15 protein-coding genes are annotated in these 18,944 nt (G+C 66.2%); 6 read left to right on the top strand and 9 right to left on the bottom strand.

Annotated elements, in window-relative coordinates:
- Position 1 precedes the first annotated feature (1 nt).
- The 7 genes from EHF44_RS15020 to wecB form a co-directional block, all read right to left on the bottom strand.
- The gene (locus EHF44_RS15020; RefSeq protein ID WP_124684395.1) at positions 2-844 is read right to left on the bottom strand and encodes a YaiO family outer membrane beta-barrel protein; all 843 of its coding nucleotides are present in this window, start codon (positions 842-844) and stop codon (positions 2-4) included.
- Positions 845-922: 78 nt separating this feature from the next.
- On the bottom strand, positions 923-1,894 hold the full coding sequence (locus EHF44_RS15015; RefSeq protein WP_253699863.1) for a hypothetical protein: 972 nt from the start codon (positions 1,892-1,894) through the stop codon (positions 923-925).
- 35 nt (positions 1,895-1,929) lie between these two features.
- A complete protein-coding gene (locus EHF44_RS15010) occupies positions 1,930-3,033 on the bottom strand; it encodes a hypothetical protein (protein ID WP_124684394.1) in 1,104 nt (367 codons plus the stop codon).
- Between the two features lie 2 nt (positions 3,034-3,035).
- A complete protein-coding gene (locus EHF44_RS15005; RefSeq protein ID WP_124684393.1) occupies positions 3,036-4,448 on the bottom strand; it encodes a glycosyltransferase family 2 protein in 1,413 nt (470 codons plus the stop codon).
- A 62-nt stretch (positions 4,449-4,510) separates the two neighbouring features.
- Positions 4,511-6,337, bottom strand: a complete 1,827-nt coding sequence (locus EHF44_RS15000) for a polysaccharide deacetylase family protein (RefSeq protein ID WP_124684392.1) — start codon at positions 6,335-6,337, stop codon at positions 4,511-4,513.
- A 71-nt stretch (positions 6,338-6,408) separates the two neighbouring features.
- Positions 6,409-6,777, bottom strand: a complete 369-nt coding sequence (locus EHF44_RS14995; protein ID WP_253699861.1) for a hypothetical protein — start codon at positions 6,775-6,777, stop codon at positions 6,409-6,411.
- 72 nt (positions 6,778-6,849) lie between these two features.
- Positions 6,850-8,022, bottom strand: a complete 1,173-nt coding sequence (gene wecB / locus EHF44_RS14990) for a non-hydrolyzing UDP-N-acetylglucosamine 2-epimerase (protein WP_124684391.1) — start codon at positions 8,020-8,022, stop codon at positions 6,850-6,852.
- Between the two features lie 699 nt (positions 8,023-8,721).
- Between wecB and EHF44_RS14985 the strand changes: the two genes are divergently transcribed.
- Positions 8,722-11,430 carry an excinuclease ABC subunit UvrA gene (locus EHF44_RS14985; protein WP_124684390.1) on the top strand — a complete coding sequence of 903 codons (2,709 nt, stop codon included), beginning with the start codon at positions 8,722-8,724 and terminating at the stop codon, positions 11,428-11,430.
- On the opposite strand, the gene EHF44_RS14980 is transcribed toward EHF44_RS14985, so the two are convergent.
- Positions 11,406-11,606 (bottom strand): DUF2188 domain-containing protein, encoded by a 201-nt coding sequence (locus tag EHF44_RS14980; protein ID WP_409559026.1) that lies wholly within the window; start codon positions 11,604-11,606, stop codon positions 11,406-11,408. The two genes, EHF44_RS14985 and EHF44_RS14980, sit on opposite strands and share 25 nt — an antisense overlap.
- A 155-nt stretch (positions 11,607-11,761) precedes the next feature.
- Here EHF44_RS14980 and EHF44_RS14975 point away from each other — a divergent pair, with 155 nt between their 5' ends.
- Positions 11,762-12,100: a VanZ family protein gene (locus EHF44_RS14975; protein WP_253699860.1), complete on the top strand. Its 339-nt coding sequence runs from the start codon at positions 11,762-11,764 to the stop codon at positions 12,098-12,100.
- Here EHF44_RS14975 and EHF44_RS14970 read toward each other — a convergent pair.
- Positions 12,075-12,932: a 23S rRNA (adenine(2030)-N(6))-methyltransferase RlmJ gene (locus tag EHF44_RS14970; RefSeq protein ID WP_124684389.1), complete on the bottom strand. Its 858-nt coding sequence runs from the start codon at positions 12,930-12,932 to the stop codon at positions 12,075-12,077. The genes EHF44_RS14975 and EHF44_RS14970 overlap by 26 nt on opposite strands.
- A gap of 114 nt (positions 12,933-13,046) precedes the next feature.
- Here EHF44_RS14970 and mnmC point away from each other — a divergent pair, with 114 nt between their 5' ends.
- From mnmC to clpX, 4 genes are all read left to right on the top strand, one after another.
- A complete protein-coding gene (mnmC, locus tag EHF44_RS14965) occupies positions 13,047-15,056 on the top strand; it encodes a bifunctional tRNA (5-methylaminomethyl-2-thiouridine)(34)-methyltransferase MnmD/FAD-dependent 5-carboxymethylaminomethyl-2-thiouridine(34) oxidoreductase MnmC (RefSeq protein WP_124684388.1) in 2,010 nt (669 codons plus the stop codon).
- Positions 15,057-15,213: 157 nt separating this feature from the next.
- Entirely contained in the window at positions 15,214-16,563 is a 1,350-nt protein-coding gene (gene tig / locus EHF44_RS14960; protein ID WP_124684387.1) for a trigger factor, read from the top strand.
- Between the two features lie 106 nt (positions 16,564-16,669).
- Positions 16,670-17,320 carry an ATP-dependent Clp endopeptidase proteolytic subunit ClpP gene (gene clpP, locus EHF44_RS14955; RefSeq protein WP_124684386.1) on the top strand — a complete coding sequence of 217 codons (651 nt, stop codon included), beginning with the start codon at positions 16,670-16,672 and terminating at the stop codon, positions 17,318-17,320.
- A 275-nt stretch (positions 17,321-17,595) separates the two neighbouring features.
- Complete coding sequence (clpX, locus tag EHF44_RS14950; protein WP_124684385.1) at positions 17,596-18,873, top strand: ATP-dependent Clp protease ATP-binding subunit ClpX; 1,278 nt, start codon at positions 17,596-17,598, stop codon at positions 18,871-18,873.
- Positions 18,874-18,944: the final 71 nt, after the last annotated feature.

Genomic DNA, 18,944 nt, shown 5'->3' with positions numbered 1-18,944 from the left:
GCTAGAACTCGACGAAAAACCCTATCTCTGCCTGCTTGCGCTTGTAGGACGGATTCTCGTAGTACACCGCGCGCAGGTTGATGCCGTAGCGTTTGGTGAACCATTTTCGCCAGTTCAGCGAAACCTCGTGGCTGGTAAAGTCGCTGAGCACCGTTTGCTCGCCAGTGAGCTGGTAGGCTTCACGTCCGCCGTCGTATCGCAGCGTGATGTACTGGTCCTTGTCACGGCCATAGGTCACCGCGACGGTGCCGCGGTTGGAGCGCACGTTGCCCGGATCGCTGCGGTTGAGCCGGGCGCCGACCTGGACGATCCACGGCGCGTCGAAGTAGTAGGTCAGGCCAAGCAGCAGCGCCTTGTCGGTATAGACGTCCTTCGCGCGGTAGTAGGTAAAGCCGGCGCTGGCGACGAGGTTCTTCTTCTCCAGCAGCTTGCGGAACAGCATGCCGTCGACGCGGACTTCGGACAGGAAGAAGCCGCCACTGCTGGTGCCCGCGCTCAGGAACGCGTACCAGTCGTCATCGATGATGCGGGTGTAGCCCAGGCCAAAGAAGGTGCCCTGGTCCCCGAAATGGCTCTGGTGGCTGATCTCGCCGGTGACGTAGTCCTTCGGCGTCAGGTGAACGCCCCCGCGCAGGTACTGGTCGTTCCAGTTGGCGTTGTCACCGGTAAGGTTGGCGTGACCGATGCCGCCTTCGACGAAGCCGGTCAGCAAGGGCACGAAGGTCCGGGGAGGCGTGGCTTCGGCCTGGGCGCTGGCATCGGCAGCGATCAGCAGCGCAAGCAGGCCGCCCGCGCAAATCAGCGGCCGCGCGAACCGGGCTGTGTGACAAGCGGGCTTCTCCATGCGTTCTCCTGTCGTTTCCATCGATCAAGAGCAAGGGGTCGCTTCAGGACCCTCGGGCCCAGCGTCTGCCTGCCGCCTTCAACGGCATTTCAAGCCGGCTGGCGGCGGCGCCAGCGCCTGGTCCGGGGTCAGGCGTTTTTCGAACGCGACGTACAGCGCCTCCTCCAGGACATTCCAGTGGCTGCCATGGCGGAACTGGACCGAGCGCATCCGCCAGCAGGCAATCGCGTCCTTGTCGTTCATCTTGTCGGCGATGAGTGCCACCAGTCCCCACGGGTAGTCGACTTCGGACATGCCCAGCCACGTCATGCGGTGCTGCTGCATCCACAGGCCGTAGTCGGCAGCGCGCGGGCGGCCGGCGGACCGGATGTCGGCAAGGATCGGGAAGATCTGGGCCACGGCGTCCGGGTAGAACTGATTGGTATTGGGCTGCTGCGTGCTCACCAGGTAGCCTTCCTCGCCGCGCCAGAAGACGCTCAGGATGTCGCGGTCCAGTTGCCCGGCCTTGCGCATCCATGCCTCGGCTCCGGCGTTGTCGCCCTGGCTCTGGCGATAGCGGCCGACCGCCTTGAACGCACTGGAGACCTCCACGTTATCCATCAGCAGCGCTACCGGTAGCGACGCGGAGATGTGATACACGCGCGTCTTCGGGTTTCGAAGCGTCTCCAGATGCTGGCTGGCCTTGTCGAAGCTGGCGCGCCACGCGGGGGGCAAGCCGCTCTTTGGCGCCGAACGCACCAGCAACTCCATCCATGCCGCCATCAGCGCATCGTCGGCGTCGGCCAACTGGCAACTGGTCATCTGCTGGCCCTTCATGCAATACCTGTCGAAGCGCCCATCCGGGTGCTGTCGCGGCAGCAGCCAGGCAATCCAGCGCTGCGCCGTCGTCGATGTGGAGATGCCCGCATCCTGCGCGGCCAGCAGTGCCTTGGACGCAAAGTAGGGGTCGACCGAATCGCCATTGAAGTAGGTGGTGATGGCCCCGTCCGCACGCTGGTAGCCCTGTAGCGTCAACTCCGCGCCGGCCGCATGGGCGCAAGGCTGGCTCAAGCTGGCGGCAAGCAGGAGAAGGCTGGCCAATATCCTCATGGTGTGGGCTCGTTTATCAGCGGTTGTACACAGGGCGCGATGGCTCTACCGTCTTCAAGCGCACAGACCGAGCCGTGGGCCACCGTGCCCGGATACACCCGCAGGACCGATGCCACGACGGTCGTGGGCCGTGCCGGGCTGCCGAACACGCAATCTGGGCCGACCTCGATCTCGCGCTCGCCCGCGACCGGCCCGGTAATGCGCGAACATCCGCCGATCGCGATGCCCCCGCCTGCAATCAATGCGCCGTCGATGCGTACGTGTGGCGCCACGGTGATGCGGCCGCTGGCCTTGACGCTTCCGACGATCTGCGTGCCCGTGCCGATCCACAGGCTGCCGTGCACGATCAGGTCGCCCTCGTAGGAGCCGCCGGGGGGCAGCGTGAGGTCGCGCGTCACGAACCAGCGGCCGTCACGGGCGTCGCCAGGGGTGAGCGGTTGGACCGCATCCGTATGCGTCTGGGGCGCCGGATCAACGGGACCGTCGCCGTCGTCGGCCGTGGCAAGCGCGGGCCCGCCAAAACGGATCACGGGGGCTCGCAGCGAGGTGAACGAGCAATCGCCATTCACAAGGATGGCGTGCTGGGCGCAGACAGGCCCTTGCAAGCTGCATTCTGGTTCGATCTTCAGGCAGCGCGCGTGGGCCCAGCGGCGCAAGGCGCTGCCATGGCCCAGCACGATCACGCCATCGGACATCAGTGATTCGAGGACGTTGTCCTGGCCTGTGAGAAGCCCATCGTGGGCGTAGATCGCCTTCGTGAACGTATAACTGTCCGGCAGCGCGAGCACGTCGCTGGCCACCAGCGTCTGGTGGCACTGGCCGGCGCCGGTGTCCGTGGTGTCGAGCGCGAACCTGCCGTTAACGTGCGAGATGGGACCGAGCGAGGTGGTTGCGCCGTCGATGTCGGCCTGCGCCGGAAAGTCCTTCAGGCGCGTGACCATGGCGCGGAACTCGGCGGCAACCGCGGCCACGTCGAGTGTGTGGTCGGGGTCGATGGCCAGCGGGCGGATGTCGCTGCGGCGTTGCCATTCGATGATCGCGGGCATCAGCGGCAGCGTGAATACCAGCAGGGTGAGCCCTGCGAGCAGCAGGGGCCACATGGTCAGCCTCCCTGCCGATAGCGGGCGGTCTTGTCCCAGCGCAGTTCGCGGCCGAGGAAGTGATCGACCACGATCTGGTCGAGGATCGCGCGCGAGACGCTCAGCATGCTGACCAGGAACCCGAAGTAGTTCAGCGGCAGCAACCGGATGCGCTCACGGCTGCCATCCAGGTGAACGGCCGCCGCGATCTCGAAGAAGGCCGCGAAATTCCCCAGGGAGCCGTACGACATCAGCGCGAACAGCATGACGGCCGTGCCCAGCAATGCCAGGCCGCCGGAGTAGAAGAGCAGGATGGCGAGCAGCCAGCCGAGCAGCATCAGCGGCGCCATCATGTAGATGCCCAGCAGCGCGACGCCGTCGATCCTTTCGATGATGCCGTGGTGCCGGCACGAAGCCATGCGCCATCCATGGCGATAGAGCGCCTGGTTATGGCCCTTGGTCCAGCGCATGATCTGCCTCACCCGTACCGGCCAGGTTTCCGGCACCTCTTCATAGCACTCGGACCAGTTCTGGTAGACCGTCTTCCACTCCGCCAGCAGCAGCCGGTAGGTCAGGTCCGTGTCTTCGGCCAGCACGTCGTCATGCCAGCCGCCGGCGCTGCCCAGCGCGCGCATGCGAATGCCGCCGACGGTGCCGCCGTACTGCGGCACGAGGTTCAGGTTCATCCGGGCTTGCTGGTCGACCTGATAGCCGCCCGAGCGCTCCAGGTCCAGCAGGCGCGTCAGCAGGTTGCGGCCGAGATTCATCGGCACGACGCGGCCCATGGTCGCGCCGACCTCGGGATCGAAGAACGGCGCCACGAGTTGCTTGAGCAGCCCGACAGGGGGCAGGTAGTCGGCATCGAACACCACGACGATCTCGCCGGTGACCAGCGCGCTGGCATCCTTCAGTGCGGCGGCCTTGCCCGGCTTGCCGCCGACCCGGTGAAATGGCGTGATGCGGCCTGGATACCGCGCCACATAGTCATCGATGATCTCTTGCGTCCGATCGGTGGAGCGATCGTTCACCGGCATGAGGGTGATGCGGTCGGCGGGATAGTCCGCATGCAACAGGCACTCCAGCGAGCCGGCGATAACGGCCTCTTCGTTGTGCGCGGCGATCAGCACGGTCAGCGTGGGCCAGGTGGCCACATCGATATCCAGATACGGGTGGCGCTGCCGGCCGAACAGGCGGTTCAGCGTGAACAGGTAGTGCCGTACGGCATACAGCAGCACCAGCGCGACGATCAGCAGCAGCAGGGTGGTCAGGAAGATGGCGGCGACGGGCGTCCCTTCGACCACCTCCAGTGCGCGTCCGTTATCACCCTCGACGCGTTCCAGCGCCTGCACAGGCAGCGCCAGCAGCGCCACGACCACGCCGAGCAAGGCCAGCGGCCAGCGGGCGGCGAGAAGTCTTGCAGGCTTGTTGAATCGCATCAGGGTGTCCGGTTGGATGAGTCCTCGCATCGCGCATCGGATGCGAGGACCCGGCATGCGCACTACAGCTTGCCGCTGATAAACGTCAGCGATGTGCCGCTGACGGCCGTCACGATCCAGTTGTTGCCGTCCCACGTGACAATGCCAAATCCCTGGGTGATGACGGGCTGGGTGTATGCGTTGCGCGGAAGCACCCAGGCCATGTCGCTCAGGTCGGTAGGGTGGCTTGCCTGGATCGTCCAGGCATTGCCCAGGTCCGTGGCCTGCCAGCTCGTTTGCTGACGCCGTTGGCTGAAATCGCCCAGCGCTTCCATCGTGTACCAGCGGAAGCGGCCGTTCGATGCTTGCGTCGCGGCGCGGTTGAACATCGAGTTGAGCACCGACTGGTAGCCCACCGCGCCAAGCGGATGCAGGTAGATCAGCCGCCCCGTGCGGTTCTGGGCCACGAAGTCGATCAGCTTGCGATACCAGGCGGTGATGTCGGCGGCCGGGACGTTGAACTCGCTGAACTCTTCGAAGGTGGCGTTCTGGCCGAACGGCATGACCGGAAAGGCGCGGATGGCTTCGTTCGTGAGCGTGCCATCGCGGTAACTGCGCGTGGGCCCCAAGCCGGTGTGTCCCAGGAAGTAGTAGGCGCTCGCGCCCTGGGCTTCGAGCCAGTTGACCGACCATTTGGGCGTATTGCCTTCTGGCGCGGCATACCCCTTCGACGCCTGGCCGGTCACGCCATCCACGCTCTGCCGGTTCATGACCAGGTACTGCTCGAACGTCGACTGATTGGTCTCGCTGGCGTTGGCGCCCCAGAAATCATGCATCCATCCGCCATGGCTGCCTACCTTGTGTCCTTTCAGCACCAGGTACTGCACAAGCTGCTGGGCACTCGCGTTCTGCGACAGGTTGATGCCCTTGGCGTCGCCGACGGCGATCTTGTCCGGCCCGGCCGTGATCGAGATCGAGAACGGGCCCTTGTTGAACACGCCCCAGTTCTTCATCGTGTAGGCCGGCGCGATCTGGTCGCCCGCGCAGAAGTGCATGTTCAGTACCAGCCCGCCGAGCGCCTTGGGTTGCGCCGACAGCCGCGGCATTTTCATCAGGTTGGCGCCGAAGTACCGCAGCAGGCCGTGCATCAGCATGCCGTCGGTCTGGCCCTTCAGATAGGACAGCGGCGTGTTCACGAACAGCACCCGACCCGAGCCAAAGCTGCGCAGCCCGACTACGAGCCCGAAGTTGGGCGATGTCATCAGCGCCGTGCCGGTGTAGGCGCCTTGCGTCACGAAGCTGGGATACGTGAGAAAGCCGTAGACGTATCCGGAAATCCCCTCGACAGGGTCCGAATTGGACGCCGTCCAGACCATCGACTTTCCCGGCGGGACCTGGATGGTACGTAACGTACTGCTCAGGCCCACGATCGGTCCCAGTCCGATCATGTTGCCGAGCAACTGGTCATAAAGCACGTAGTCGACGCCGGCCAGGTTGCTGAGCCGACTGCGTGGCGACGCATAGAACCCGGTGGTCGTCAGCGCGCCGAAATCGTAGACCAGCATCAGGTTGCCGCCCTGGCTGGCGTAGGTTTCCAGCGCGGCAATCAGCGCGTCGCTGGCATTCACGTGTACCTGGTCAGGCAGGATCACGCCGGAGAACTGGGCGGTCGTGATGCCCTGCTGGACCTGTGCGTCGTTGATGACGGTGACTTTCAGGCCCTCTTCCTGGGCGGCGTCGAGCCAGGCGGACACCCGCGGGTCCGGCAACGGAAAGCCATCGGGCAACAGCAATCCAATCTGATTGGTCGCGGCAAAAACGATCGTCGGCAGCGCAAGCGCGAGCGTCGCCAGCAACCGGACGATCCAGTCGCGGCATTGCCGAAAGATGAGTTGTGGTTTGCAGGGCATGGCCTTCTCCCAGCGGAAGATTGCGGGACGGACAGCAGGCGCACATGGCGTGTCCTGCCGCAGACGCCGGTTCATTTGATTTCAGGCTCCACTTCGGCCTCGGGCGCTGGGGCCAGGGTGTAGGTGCCTGCCTTGACCTTCGGTCCGGTCACCGCCTTCTTCGGCTTCTTGGTCTTCAGCTTGTCCATGTCCTTCTTGTTCTGGCCGTGGTCGTGCGCCTCGTAGTTCAGGTCGATCTGATAGTCGTGGTCATAACCGAGGAGGCCGCCAGGGTCCTTGGGGCTCGCCGGAAGATATAGCGGCGCGTTCGCCGACACCGCGGTCGCCTCTGACGACAAGGTCGCGGCCGAAGCCGGGACGGCAGACAGGCCGATAGCGAGCAGCGTGGCAACGCCGACTGCCGGCCGCATCCAACGGGATTTCCCTTCACTGCGTTTCATATCCGTACTCCTGCGAAGACGGCGTGCTGCGCGCGCGTCGGGCATACCCGTCGCGGGCAGATCCACCGGCTACTAACTCGCGACAGCGGCCAGCTGCCCCATCCCTGCCGCCTTGAACTCGCGCTTGCCTTGCAGCGCGTGGACGATGCGTTCGCTCGCGCGCCCGTCGCCGAACGGGTTATGGGCGCGAGACATGCAGGCGTATTCCTCGGGATCGTGCAGCAGCAGTTCCGCTGCCGCGATCAGGCGAGCCGGATCAGTGCCCACCAGCCGCGCCGTGCCGGCCGCGACGGCCTCCGGCCGCTCGGTGGTATCCCGGGTGACCAGCACCGGCTTGCCCAATGCCGGGGCTTCCTCCTGAATCCCGCCGGAATCGGTGACGATCAGCCGTGCGCGGGACATCAGATAGACAAATGGCACGTATTCCTGCGGCTCGATCAGATGGATATCGGGGTGCCCGGACAAGATGGCGTGCACCGGCTCGCGCACGCGCGGATTCAGGTGAACGGGATAGACGATCTGAATGTCGGGATTGCGATCCACCAGTGTGCGCAGCGCGGTGAAGAGCCGCTCGAAAGGCGCGCCGAAGTTTTCCCGTCGATGACCGGTCACCAGAATCAGGCTGCGGTCGGGATCGAGAAACGGATACAGGTCGGCCATGCTGCGCTGCATCTCGGCATCGGCCTCCAGGCGTTGCTTGACGTTCAGCAGCGCATCGATCCCCGTGTTGCCCGTCAGGCGGATGCGGGCGGGATCCACGCCTTCGCGTACCAGCGTGTCCATGGCCTGCTGCGTGGGCGCGAAGTGCCAGGACGCCATCACGTCCGTGACGCGGCGGTTCATTTCCTCGGGCCAGGGCGCGCGCAGATCGCCCGTGCGCAAGCCGGCTTCGACATGGCCCACCGCAACGTTTCGATAGAACGACGCGAACGTGGCGGCCAGGGTTGTCGTGGTATCGCCATGCACCAGCACGACTTCGGGCTGGAATCTGTCGAGCACTTCGTGTACCCCGTTCAGGACCCGCGTGGTAATGCCGGCCAGTGTCTGGCCCTGGGTAATCACGTTCAGGTCGAAATCGGGGACGATGTCAAACAGCCGCAGCACCTGGTCCAACATATGCCGGTGCTGGCCCGTCACGCAGATTCGCAGCTCGAAATCACTGGCAGCCTTGATGCGGTGGACCAGCGGCGCCATTTTGATGGCTTCAGGCCGGGTCCCAAATACGGCGAGGACTTTTCTGCGCATGTCGGCTCTCTCCCCTCGTATCGATTCATCGGCCCGCAGCGGCGTTGACGGTTCACCGATGCGGACGGATGGAGAGAGCGATGTATGTGCCAGCAGGGCGCAATCCCTGAACACTTGGGCGGGCGCGCACTGGCGGCAAGCACCGCATCGTTCGCGTTTCCGGACAAAGGTTGCAGGCGTGCAACCTGCTGTCACCCGCCAGTGCGTGCCGGGCGATACGCTAATCGGTCGCCAACGCCACAGCGGAGGGCGCAAAGTGCGCCGACAATAACCATCTGATGAATTTCGGAGGCGGTAGGACGAGTCGGCCACGCGCTGTGAAACGCAACCTATCTGTTACTTCGCGCACAGACCGGGCCACCCTCTAACCTGCACATGCAGATTTTGCCTCGGTCAGATAGATGAAGTGGATTTGCACGGCGCGCGCCAAGGTTCATTAACCGTGGTTTTGTAGTCCCGCGTCCTCATCCAAATGGATCAAGTCCCTTGTTCGCCGTACACACGCAGAACAAGGCGGATTTGGTTGCAGAAATGAGAATCCGTGCACTTCTTTTCTGGCAGAAGCGTGATTTTTATTATTTTGGGGCCGCGTTGGCGATAACGGACAGGTGAAAGTCGCCTCTGGCACGCTTCCTGCGGCTTGGTGCCAAGAACCGTGCGCAAGCCTGCCGCCGGCAACCTAACCAAGCAGAGGCGCACATGCGTGACGATTTGAGACCCTCCCGGCTGAAGGACCGTTCCGCTCCGGAGGCGCCAGACGTGCCGCCGGCACTGGACAACTTCGTCCGGGTACGCGGCGCGCGCGAGCACAACCTCAAGGACGTGGCCGTCGATATCCCGCGCAATGCGCTGGTGGTGTTCACGGGCGTTTCCGGCTCGGGCAAGTCTTCGCTGGCCTTCGGCACGCTCTACGCCGAGGCCCAGCGGCGCTACTTCGAATCCGTCGCGCCGTACGCGCGGCGGCTGATCGATCAGGTGGGCGTGCCGGACGTCGACAGCATCGAGGGCCTGCCCCCCGCCGTGGCGCTGCAGCAGCAGCGCGGCACGCCCAACGCGCGATCGACGGTGGGCAGCGTTACCACGCTGTCGAGCCTGGTGCGCATGCTGTATTCGCGCGCCGGAACCTATCCCGCACGGCAGCCGATGCTCTACGCCGAGGATTTCTCGCCCAATACCGTCGAGGGCGCCTGCCCGGAATGTCACGGGCTTGGCCGCATCTACGATGTCACCGAGCAGTCGATGGTGCCCGACGACTCGCTGACCATTCGGGAGCGCGCGGTGGCCGCGTGGCCGCCCGCGTGGCACGGCCAAAACCTGCGCGACATCCTGGTGACGCTCGGCTACGACGTCGATACGCCGTGGCGCGACCTGCCGAAAAAGGACCGCGACTGGATCCTCTTCACCGATGAACAACCGACCGTCCCGGTGTACGCCGGATTCACGCCACGCGAGGTGCGTGCCGCGCTGAAGCGCAAGCTGGAGCCGAGCTACCAGGGGACGTTCACCGGTGCCCGGCGCTACGTCCTGCAGACCTTTGCCACCACGCAGAGCCCGCTGATGAAGAAGCGCGTGGCGCAGTACATGATCGGGCGCGACTGCCCGGCGTGCCACGGCAAGCGGCTCAAGAAGGCGGCGCTGTCGGTGACGTTCGCCGGCCTGGACATCGGCGAATTTACCCGCCTGCCGCTGGGCCGCGTGGCCGAACTCATGCGCCCCATCGCGCAAGGCGAGGTGCCGGGGCAGGGCGATGCCGGCGGCGCCGTGCTAAGCCGCAAGGCCGCCCGCGCGGATACGGCACGACGCGTGGCGGCCGGCGGCTCGGCCCACAAGGCGGCCCCCGACGTGCGGCGGACGCCGAACCTGTCCGAAGAGAAGCGGCTGGCGGCGCAACGCATCGCGGACGAGTTGATCGAGCGCTTGTCCACGCTGATCGATCTGGGCCTGGGCTACCTGTCGCTCGATCGCAGTACCCCCACGCTGTCTTCGGGCGAACTGCAGCGGCTGCGGCTGGCCACGCAGATTTCGTCGCAACTGTTCGGCGTGGTCTATGTGCTCGACGAACCCTCGGCCGGGCTGCATCCCGCCGACGGCGAGGCGCTGCTGGTGGCGCTGCGCCGGCTGAAGGCCGCCGGCAACTCGCTGTTCGTCGTCGAGCACGATACGCGGACCATGCGCCAGGCCGACTGGATCGTCGATGTCGGGCCGGCCGCCGGCGAGCATGGCGGACGCGTGCTGTACAGCGGCCCGCCGGACGGCCTTGCCGGTATCGCGGACTCGCGCACCGCGGCCTACCTGTTCGGCCCGCCGGAGCAGGCGGCGCGCGCGCCCCGGGCGCCGGCGGGATGGCTCAAGCTGGCCCACGTCTCGCGTAACAACCTGCATCGGGTGGATGTGGATGTCCCGCTGGGCGCCTTCACGGCCGTGACCGGCGTTTCGGGGTCGGGCAAGTCGAGCCTGATCAGCCAGGCGCTGCCCGAACTCGTCAACCGGCACCTGGGCCGTACCGACGACACCGATGCCGAGGACGACCGCGACCCGCTGTTCGCGGTGACCGACGCGCCGACCGAAGGCCGCATCGCGGGCGGCATGGAATCCGTGCGCAGGCTGGTGCGTGTGGACCAGAAACCCATCGGCCGCACGCCCCGTTCCAACCTGGCGACGTACACCGGGCTCTTCGACCATATCCGCAAGCTGTTCGCCGCCACGCCCGCCGCGCGCGAACGTCGCTTCACGGCCGGCCGTTTCTCGTTCAACGTTGCGCAGGGCCGCTGCCCGACATGCGAGGGGGAAGGGTTCGTCAGCGTGGAGCTGCTGTTCCTGCCGAGTGTCTACGCGCCGTGCTCGGCATGCCACGGCACGCGCTACCGGCCGCAGACGCTGGAGATCCTGTGGCAGGGCCGGAACATCGCCGAGGTGCTGGACCTGACCGTCGACGCGGCCTGCGCATTCTTTGCCGACGAGGCGCCGGCGATGCGCGCCCTGACGGCTTTGCGCGATATCGGGCTTGGCTATCTGCGCCTGGGGCAGCCGGCCACGGAACTATCGGGCGGCGAGGCGCAGCGGATCAAGCTGGCCACCGAGCTGCAGCGTACGCAGCGGGGCGACACGCTTTACGTGCTCGACGAGCCCACCAACGGCTTGCATCCCGCCGATGTGGATCGGCTGATGATGCAGTTGCAGCGACTGGTGGACGCCGGGAACACGGTGGTCGTGGTGGAACACGACATGCGTGTGGTGGCGCAGGCGGACTGGGTCATCGACATCGGCCCCGGCGCCGGCGACCAAGGGGGGCGGATCGTGGCAAGCGGCCCGCCCGCCGCCATCGCGACGTCCACCGCGAGCGTGACGGCGGACTATCTCGCGGCGGAACTTGGTTCTACCCCTCAACTGAAATCATTGCGCTCCTGAATCTCGCCGTCCGGCCCATGGATGACCAGTTCGACGCGGTCCTGCCGGGCCTTTTCCATGCCGGCCGCAATGGCTTCTTCCTGGGACGGGTAGTGGGACGTGGCGCCGTCCGTGCCTTCGACTTCGACGGCCCAGCCGTTGCGCTCGGTGGGCACTACATGGATGTTGTCGGCCATGATGCATCTCCCATTGAGGATCCGATGCACAAGTGTCGGGCGGCGCGGCCGGCCCTTGTATCGGGCGCGGTCCTACACGCGACTGTGGCCTGCGGCACAGACCCGGACGCGGTCCTGTACGATGCTCGCTGCCATCGTTCCTTCACGCTCGCCCGGTGCCCCGTCTGACTTCCAACCATTTCCGGCTGCTGTTCGGCCTCTGCGCGCTGGCCGTGCTCGTGCTGTCGTTGCTGCCGCCGGACATCCCCGAGCCCACCACGGGCTGGGACAAGACCAACCACATGCTGGCCTTCGGCGTGCTGGCCGCGCTGGGCGTGCGTAGCTGGCCCGGGCGGGTGTGGCCGGTGATCGTGTGGCTGGTGGCCTATGGCGGGTTGATCGAGATCCTGCAGTCGCTGACCAGCTACCGCGACGCCTCGTGGCCGGACCTGCTGGCCGACAGCCTCGGCATCGCCATCGGGCTGATGCTCAGTTATCGAGCGATTCGAGCGTGAACTGCGCGCCGGCGTCCTGGCCGAGCAGGTCGACCAGCACCGGCATCGCCGCTTCCACCGCGGCCTTGAGCGTCCACGGCGGGTTGGCCACGAACATGCCGCTGCCGTGCAGCCCCAGGCCGCCTTCCACCGGATGCTTGACGGTCAGCGTCACGTGCAGCCAGCTCTTGAGCGGCAGGCGCTTGAGCTGCGCCGGCAGTTGCACCGATTCCCGCCGCTGGACTTCCGGATACCAGATCGCATAGACGCCGGTGGCAAAGCGCTCCAGCCCGGCCTTCAGCGTGTCCAGCGTGCGTGCGTAGTCCTGCTTGTCCTCGTAGGACGGATCGATCAGCACCAGCGCGCGGCGGGGCGGCGGCGGCAGGATGGCCCGGATGCCATTGAAGCCGTCGCCGTCGTAGAGCATGACCTTGCGGCCGGCGCCGCGGAAGTTGTCGCGCAGCACCTGGATCTCGGTGCTGTGCAGTTCGAACAGGCGCAGCCGGTCGGCGTCGCGCAGCATCTGCCACGCCAGCCACGGCGAGCCGGGGTAGTGCTTCAGGCTGCCATCGGGGTTCAGTTCGCGCACCTGATCCAGGTACGCCTCCAGCATGTCCGGCAGCGGCTGGCCGCCCGCACGGGCGCGCCAGAGCGGGCCGATACCGGTCTCGAATTCCGATTTCTTCTGGGCGTAGGCGTGGTCCAGCGCGTAGAGGCCGGCGCCGGCGTGGGTATCGACATACCAGAACGGCTTGTCCTTCTGCGTCAGGTAGTCCAGCAACTGGACGACCACGGCGTGCTTGAGGACATCGGCGTGATTGCCGGCGTGAAAGGCGTGACGATAACTGAGCATGGCAAGGCGGGATGACGGCGCGCAAACTTAGGTGGAACAAGGCCCGGCGGGCGGTTGGCGCGAAGGGCGCTATGCTACCATCCGCCGCCATTTCCGGCCGTATTCCCGATCATCATGCCGCGTGCCATCGAGTCCGCCGCGCCCGTGCTTTCCGACCAGGGCGTCCCGTATTCCCCGACGTACGACGATGTCTACCACAGCACCGCCGGCGGCCTGGCGCAGGCGCGGCACGTGTTCCTGGGCGGCAACGGCCTGCCCGGCAACTGGGCCGGGCGCGAGCAGTTTGTCATCGTCGAAACCGGCTTCGGGCAGGGGCTGAACTTCCTGGCCACGTGGCAGGCGTGGCGCGACGATCCCCACCGCTGCCGCCGCCTGCACTTCGTTTCCATTGAAAAGCACCCGTTTACGCGCGACGGGCTGGCCCAGTTGCATGCCGGCCTGGGCGATCTCGTGCCGCGGGCGCAGATTCTGCAAGCACAGTGGCCCGACGCGCTGCCGGGGCTCCATCGCCTGACGTTCGACGACGGCGCGGTCACGCTGACGCTCGCGTTTGGCGATGTACAGGCGCTGCTGCCGAAGCTCGTGGCCGGCGCCGACGCGTTCTATCTGGACGGCTTCTCGCCGGCCCGCAATGCCGACATGTGGTCGGACACTGTATTCCGCGGCCTGGGCCGGCTGGCGCGCATCGGCGCCACGCTGGCGACCTATACGGCCGCGGGTTTCGTGCGCCGGGGCCTGCAGGCGGCCGGTTTCGATGTCAGCAAGGCGCCGGGCTTTGGCGGCAAGCGGGACATGACCGTGGCCCGCTTCGCGCCGGCCTGGAAGAATCGCCGGCACGCGCCGCCCGAGCCCGCCCAATGGCCGACGCGCCATGCGATCGTCATCGGCGCCGGGCTGGCGGGCTGCGCCGTCACCGAGCGGCTGGCCGCGCGCGGCTGGCGCGTGACGCTGTTCGACGCCCACGCGGGGCCGGCGCGGCAGACGTCCGGTCACCGGGCAGCGGCGATGCACGCGCACGTATCCGCCGATGACAGCCTGCTGTCGCGACTGTCGCGCGCCGGCAACCTGCATGCGCTGCGCGCGTGGCAGGCGCTGGCGGAGGCCGGCCATCCGGTGGACTGGCACGGCTGCGGCGTGCTCCAGATCGGCGAGGATGATGCCGACCATGCGGCGCAGCGGGCCGCGCTGGACGCGCTGGGGTTTCCCGAATCGTTCGTGCGCTGGATGTCGGCGGAAGAGGCCGCCCGCGAGCATGGCGCGCCGGTGCCGCGCGGGGGGCTCTGGTTTCCGCAGGGTGGCTGGGTGGCGCCGCCGGACATCTGCCGCGCCCAGCTCGCGGCGGCCGGCGACCGGCTCGACGCGCGCTTCGGCTGCCGCGTGGCGGGCATCGAACATCGTGACGGCCAGTGGCAGGTGATGGACGCGGCCGGCGCGCTGCTGGCCAGCGCGCCCGTACTGGTGCTGGCCAATGCCCACGAGGCCGAGTCGCTGCTGCCGGATCACCTGCTGGCGCTGCGCCGGGTGCGCGGACAACTGACCGACCTCGACGCGGGGCAGGTGCAGGCACTGGGCGGCTGGCCCGACTGTGTCGTCACCGGTGCCGGCTACCTGCTGCCGCGTGGCGAGGCGGGCGGGGCGCGCGTCGGGTCGAGCTACGAGCCCGACGACGGTCCGCTGGTAGAAAGCGCCGCCGTCCATGCCGCCAACCTCGCCCGGCTGGCTGGGCTGCTGCCCGGGCAGGCCGCCGGGCTGTCCGCCATCGATCCCGCCGCGCTGCACGGCTATGTGGGCGTGCGCACGGTGACGCACAACCGCCTGCCGCTGATCGGACGCCTGCCCGACGTCAGTCAGGCGCGTGACCATGCCGCATCGCTGCGCGGCGCCCACCTGCGCGACGTGCCGCGCCTGCCGGGCCTCTACGCGGCCCTTGCCTATGCGTCGCGCGGCCTCACATGGGCTGCGCTGGGTGCGGAACTGGTGGCGTGCCAGATCGAAGGCGAACCGCTGCCGCTGGAGGCGGACCTGGCCGACGCCATCGACCCCGCACGGCTGCTGCTGCGCGCGCTGCGCCATGGGCAGGTGGCTGGCGCGGTGGGGCCGGATGCGGGGCCGGATGATGACTGACTAGGGTAAAAACTGCCGGAACCGAACCAAAACCGTGCGATAATCCGCGTTTTCCGTTTGCGCGGAGACCTCCGCTCGCGAGCACCGGCCGCGGCCGGGCGGCAGGCGCGCAGGCGGTGGCGCTGACAACAACTATTTCTGGATTGGATTAACGACCATGTCGAACGTCATTGAAAACCTCGGCAAGCTGGACCGCAAGGTAACCCTGGCTATCCCCAAGGCCGAAGTGCAGAAGGAAACCCAGGAGCGCCTGGCTCGTCTGTCGAAGACCGTGAAAATGTCCGGCTTCCGCCCGGGCAAGGTGCCGATGAAGATGGTCGAGAAGCAATACGGCCAGCAGGTGGAATTCGAAGTGCGCTTCGACAAGGCCGCCCGCAAGTTCTTCGACATCACCCAGGCCCAGGACGTGAAGGTGGCCGGTCAGCCGAAGTTCGACATCAAGACCGAAGGCGTGGCCGACGACGAGGTGGCCTTCGAGGCCACGTTCGAGGTGTATCCGGAAGTCAAGATCGGTGACCTGTCGGCCGCCGAGGTGACCCGCACCAAGACCGAAATCGGCGACGCCGAGATCGACAAGACCGTCGACATCCTGCGCAAGCAGCGCGTGCACTACCACCACCGCGGCGAAGCCGGCGCCCACGGCGACGGCGGCAGCGAAGTGGCCGCCCAGAACGGCGACCGCGTGACCATCGACTTCGTCGGCAAGATCGACGGCGTCGAGTTCGCCGGCGGCAAGGCCGAGGACTTCGTGTACGTGCTGGGCGAAGGCCGCATGCTGCCCGAGTTCGAGCAAGCCACGCTGGGCCTGAAGGAAGGCGAGGCCAAGACGTTCCCGCTGACGTTCCCCGAGGACTACCACGGCAAGGAAGTGGCCGGCAAGACCGCCGAGTTCACCATCACGCTGAAGAAGGTGGAGTGGGCGCACCTGCCGGAAGTGGACGATGCGTTCGCCAAGTCGCTCGGCATCGCCGACGGCAGCGTGGAAAAGATGCGCGCCGACATCCGCGAGAACCTGGAGCGCGAAGTCAAGCGCCGCACGCACGCCATGCTGAAGGACCAGGTCATGGAAGCGCTGCTGAAGGTGAGCGAGCTGGACGTGCCGAAGGCCCTGATCGAGCAGGACCAGGAGCGCCTGGTGGAAATGGCCCGCCGCGACCTGGAGCAACGCGGCATGCCGAACGCCAAGGACATGCCCATTCCGGCCGAGATGTTTGCCCAGCAAGCCGAGCGCCGCGTGAAGCTGGGTCTGATCCTGGCCGAGATCGTCAAGGCCAACGGCCTGGAAGCCAAGCCGGACCAGGTCAAGGCCGAGATCGAGGACTTTGCCAAGAGCTACGAGGACCCGAAGGAAGTCATGCGCTGGTACTACGGCGACCAGCAGCGCCTGGCCGAGATGGAAGCCTACGTGCTCGAAAACAACGTGGTAAATTTCGTGTGCGACAAGGCCAAGGTTTCGGACAAGTCGGTGTCGTTCGAGGAACTCACCGCCGCGCCCGAGCAAGCCTGAGGTCGGGCCTGACCGGCGGCCGCGCCAGGCGCGCGGCACCGGTCGACGCCAGCCGGCCTCGCGCGCTGGCCGGTTGGCGCCATTCCTGAATATCTGGAGAACCTGCATGACCCGCAATGATTTGCTTGATCGTCTCGCCACCACGCAGGCTTCCGCCCTGGAGACCCAGGGTCTCGGACTGGTGCCGATGGTTGTCGAGCAGTCCGGCCGGGGCGAGCGCGCGTATGACATCTACTCGCGCCTGCTCAAGGAACGTGTGATCTTCATGGTGGGCGAGGTCAACGACCAGACCGCCAACCTCGTCGTGGCCCAGCTGCTGTTCCTGGAAAGCGAGAACCCGGACAAGGACGTGTCGCTGTACATCAACTCGCCCGGCGGTTCCGTTTCGGCCGGCCTGGCGATCTACGACACGATGCAGTTCATCAAGCCCGACGTGCAGACGCTCTGCATGGGCATGGCCGCGAGCATGGGCGCCTTCCTGCTGGCCGCCGGCGCCAAGGGCAAGCGCAGCGCGCTGCCGAATTCCCGCATCATGATCCACCAGCCGCTGGGCGGCGCGCGTGGCCAGGCGTCGGACATCGAGATCCAGGCCCGCGAGATCCTGTACCTGCGCGAGCGCCTGAACAGCATCCTGTCCGAAGTGACCGGCCAGCCGGTGGAAAAGATCGCCCGGGACACCGACCGCGACAATTTCATGAGTGGCGACCAGGCGGTGGACTACGGCCTGATCGACAAGGTGATCACGCGCCGCGGTTGAAATCCGGCCGGTGTGTCGGCACATCAGTCCGGACGCTCCACTCGGAAGTGTCCGGGCGGTGACCGGCCCGCCGGTGACCTGCCGCTTGAGTCTCTCGTCGTCCCAAATGACGAAGGCTACACCGGAACGAGGCTGTACGCCTCGTTTTTGCGTTTTGCCCCACATGCAGGGGATGCCGCCGACTGCGCCAATTGTTTTGGCGTATGATGCGTTTAATGCGTTTCCCGCCCGGTCTCGGACCTGGCGGGACGACACGGCTAATGTGACTGATTCCTATGGCGGACAAAAAAGGTTCATCCAGCGAGAAACTTCTTTACTGCTCGTTCTGCGGCAAGAGCCAGCACGAGGTGAAGAAGCTGATCGCGGGCCCGTCGGTGTTCATTTGCGACGAATGCATCGACCTGTGCAACGAGATCATCCGTGACGAGGCCGCCGCGACCGACAAGGACGCCGCCGCGGTCACCCGTTCTGATCTGCCCACGCCCCACGAAATCCGCGAAAGCCTCGACCAGTACGTCATTGGTCAGGAACAGGCCAAGAAGATTCTGGCCGTCGCGGTGTACAACCATTACAAGCGTCTGAAACACCTCGGCAAGAAGGACGACGTCGAGCTGTCGAAGAGCAACATCCTGCTGATCGGGCCCACGGGCTCGGGCAAGACGCTGCTCGCCCAGACGCTGGCGCGCCTGCTGAACGTGCCGTTCGTGATTGCCGACGCCACCACGCTGACCGAAGCCGGCTACGTGGGCGAGGACGTCGAGAACATCATCCAGAAGCTGCTGCAGAACTGCAACTACGAGGTCGAGAAGGCACAGCGCGGCATCGTCTACATCGACGAAATCGACAAGATCTCGCGCAAGTCGGACAACCCGTCGATCACGCGCGACGTGTCGGGCGAGGGCGTGCAGCAGGCGCTGCTGAAGCTGATCGAAGGCACGATGGCGTCGGTGCCGCCGCAGGGTGGCCGCAAGCATCCGAACCAGGACTTCCTGCAGGTGGACACGACGAACATCCTGTTCATCTGCGGCGGTGCGTTCGATGGCCTGGAAAAGGTCATCATGCAGCGTTCGGACAAGACCGGTATCGGCTTCGACGCCCAGGTCCAGAGCAAGGAAGAGCGCGAAGTCAGCGAAGTCCTGCCCCAGACCGAGCCGGAAGACCTGATCAAGTTCGGTCTGATTCCGGAACTGATCGGGCGTCTGCCCGTGGTGGCCACGCTGGCCAAGCTCGACGAGGCCGCGCTGATGCAGATCCTGGTCGAGCCCAAGAACGCGCTGGTCAAGCAATACCAGAAGCTGCTGGCGATGGAAGGCGTGGAACTCGAGATTCGTCCGGGTGCGCTGTCCGCCATCGCGCGCAAGGCGATCCGTCGCAAGACGGGCGCCCGCGGCCTACGTTCGATCCTCGAACAATCGCTGATGGACGTCATGTACGACCTGCCCAACTACAAGGGCGTGCAGAAGGTGGTGATCGACGAGAACACGATCACCGGCGACGCACCGCCGCTGCTGATGTACGAAGAGCAGCAGCCCAAGGTGGCAGGGTCGAACTGAGCGAGGTCCAACTGACGCCGAACGCGCGGGACCCGCGGGGTCCTTCCCAGACTGGCGACACTTTCAAGCTG

This window comes from Cupriavidus pauculus, assembly GCF_003854935.1.
In the GTDB taxonomy this organism is placed as follows: domain Bacteria; phylum Pseudomonadota; class Gammaproteobacteria; order Burkholderiales; family Burkholderiaceae; genus Cupriavidus; species Cupriavidus pauculus_C.
This window is presented reverse-complemented; position numbering and strand designations above follow the sequence as displayed.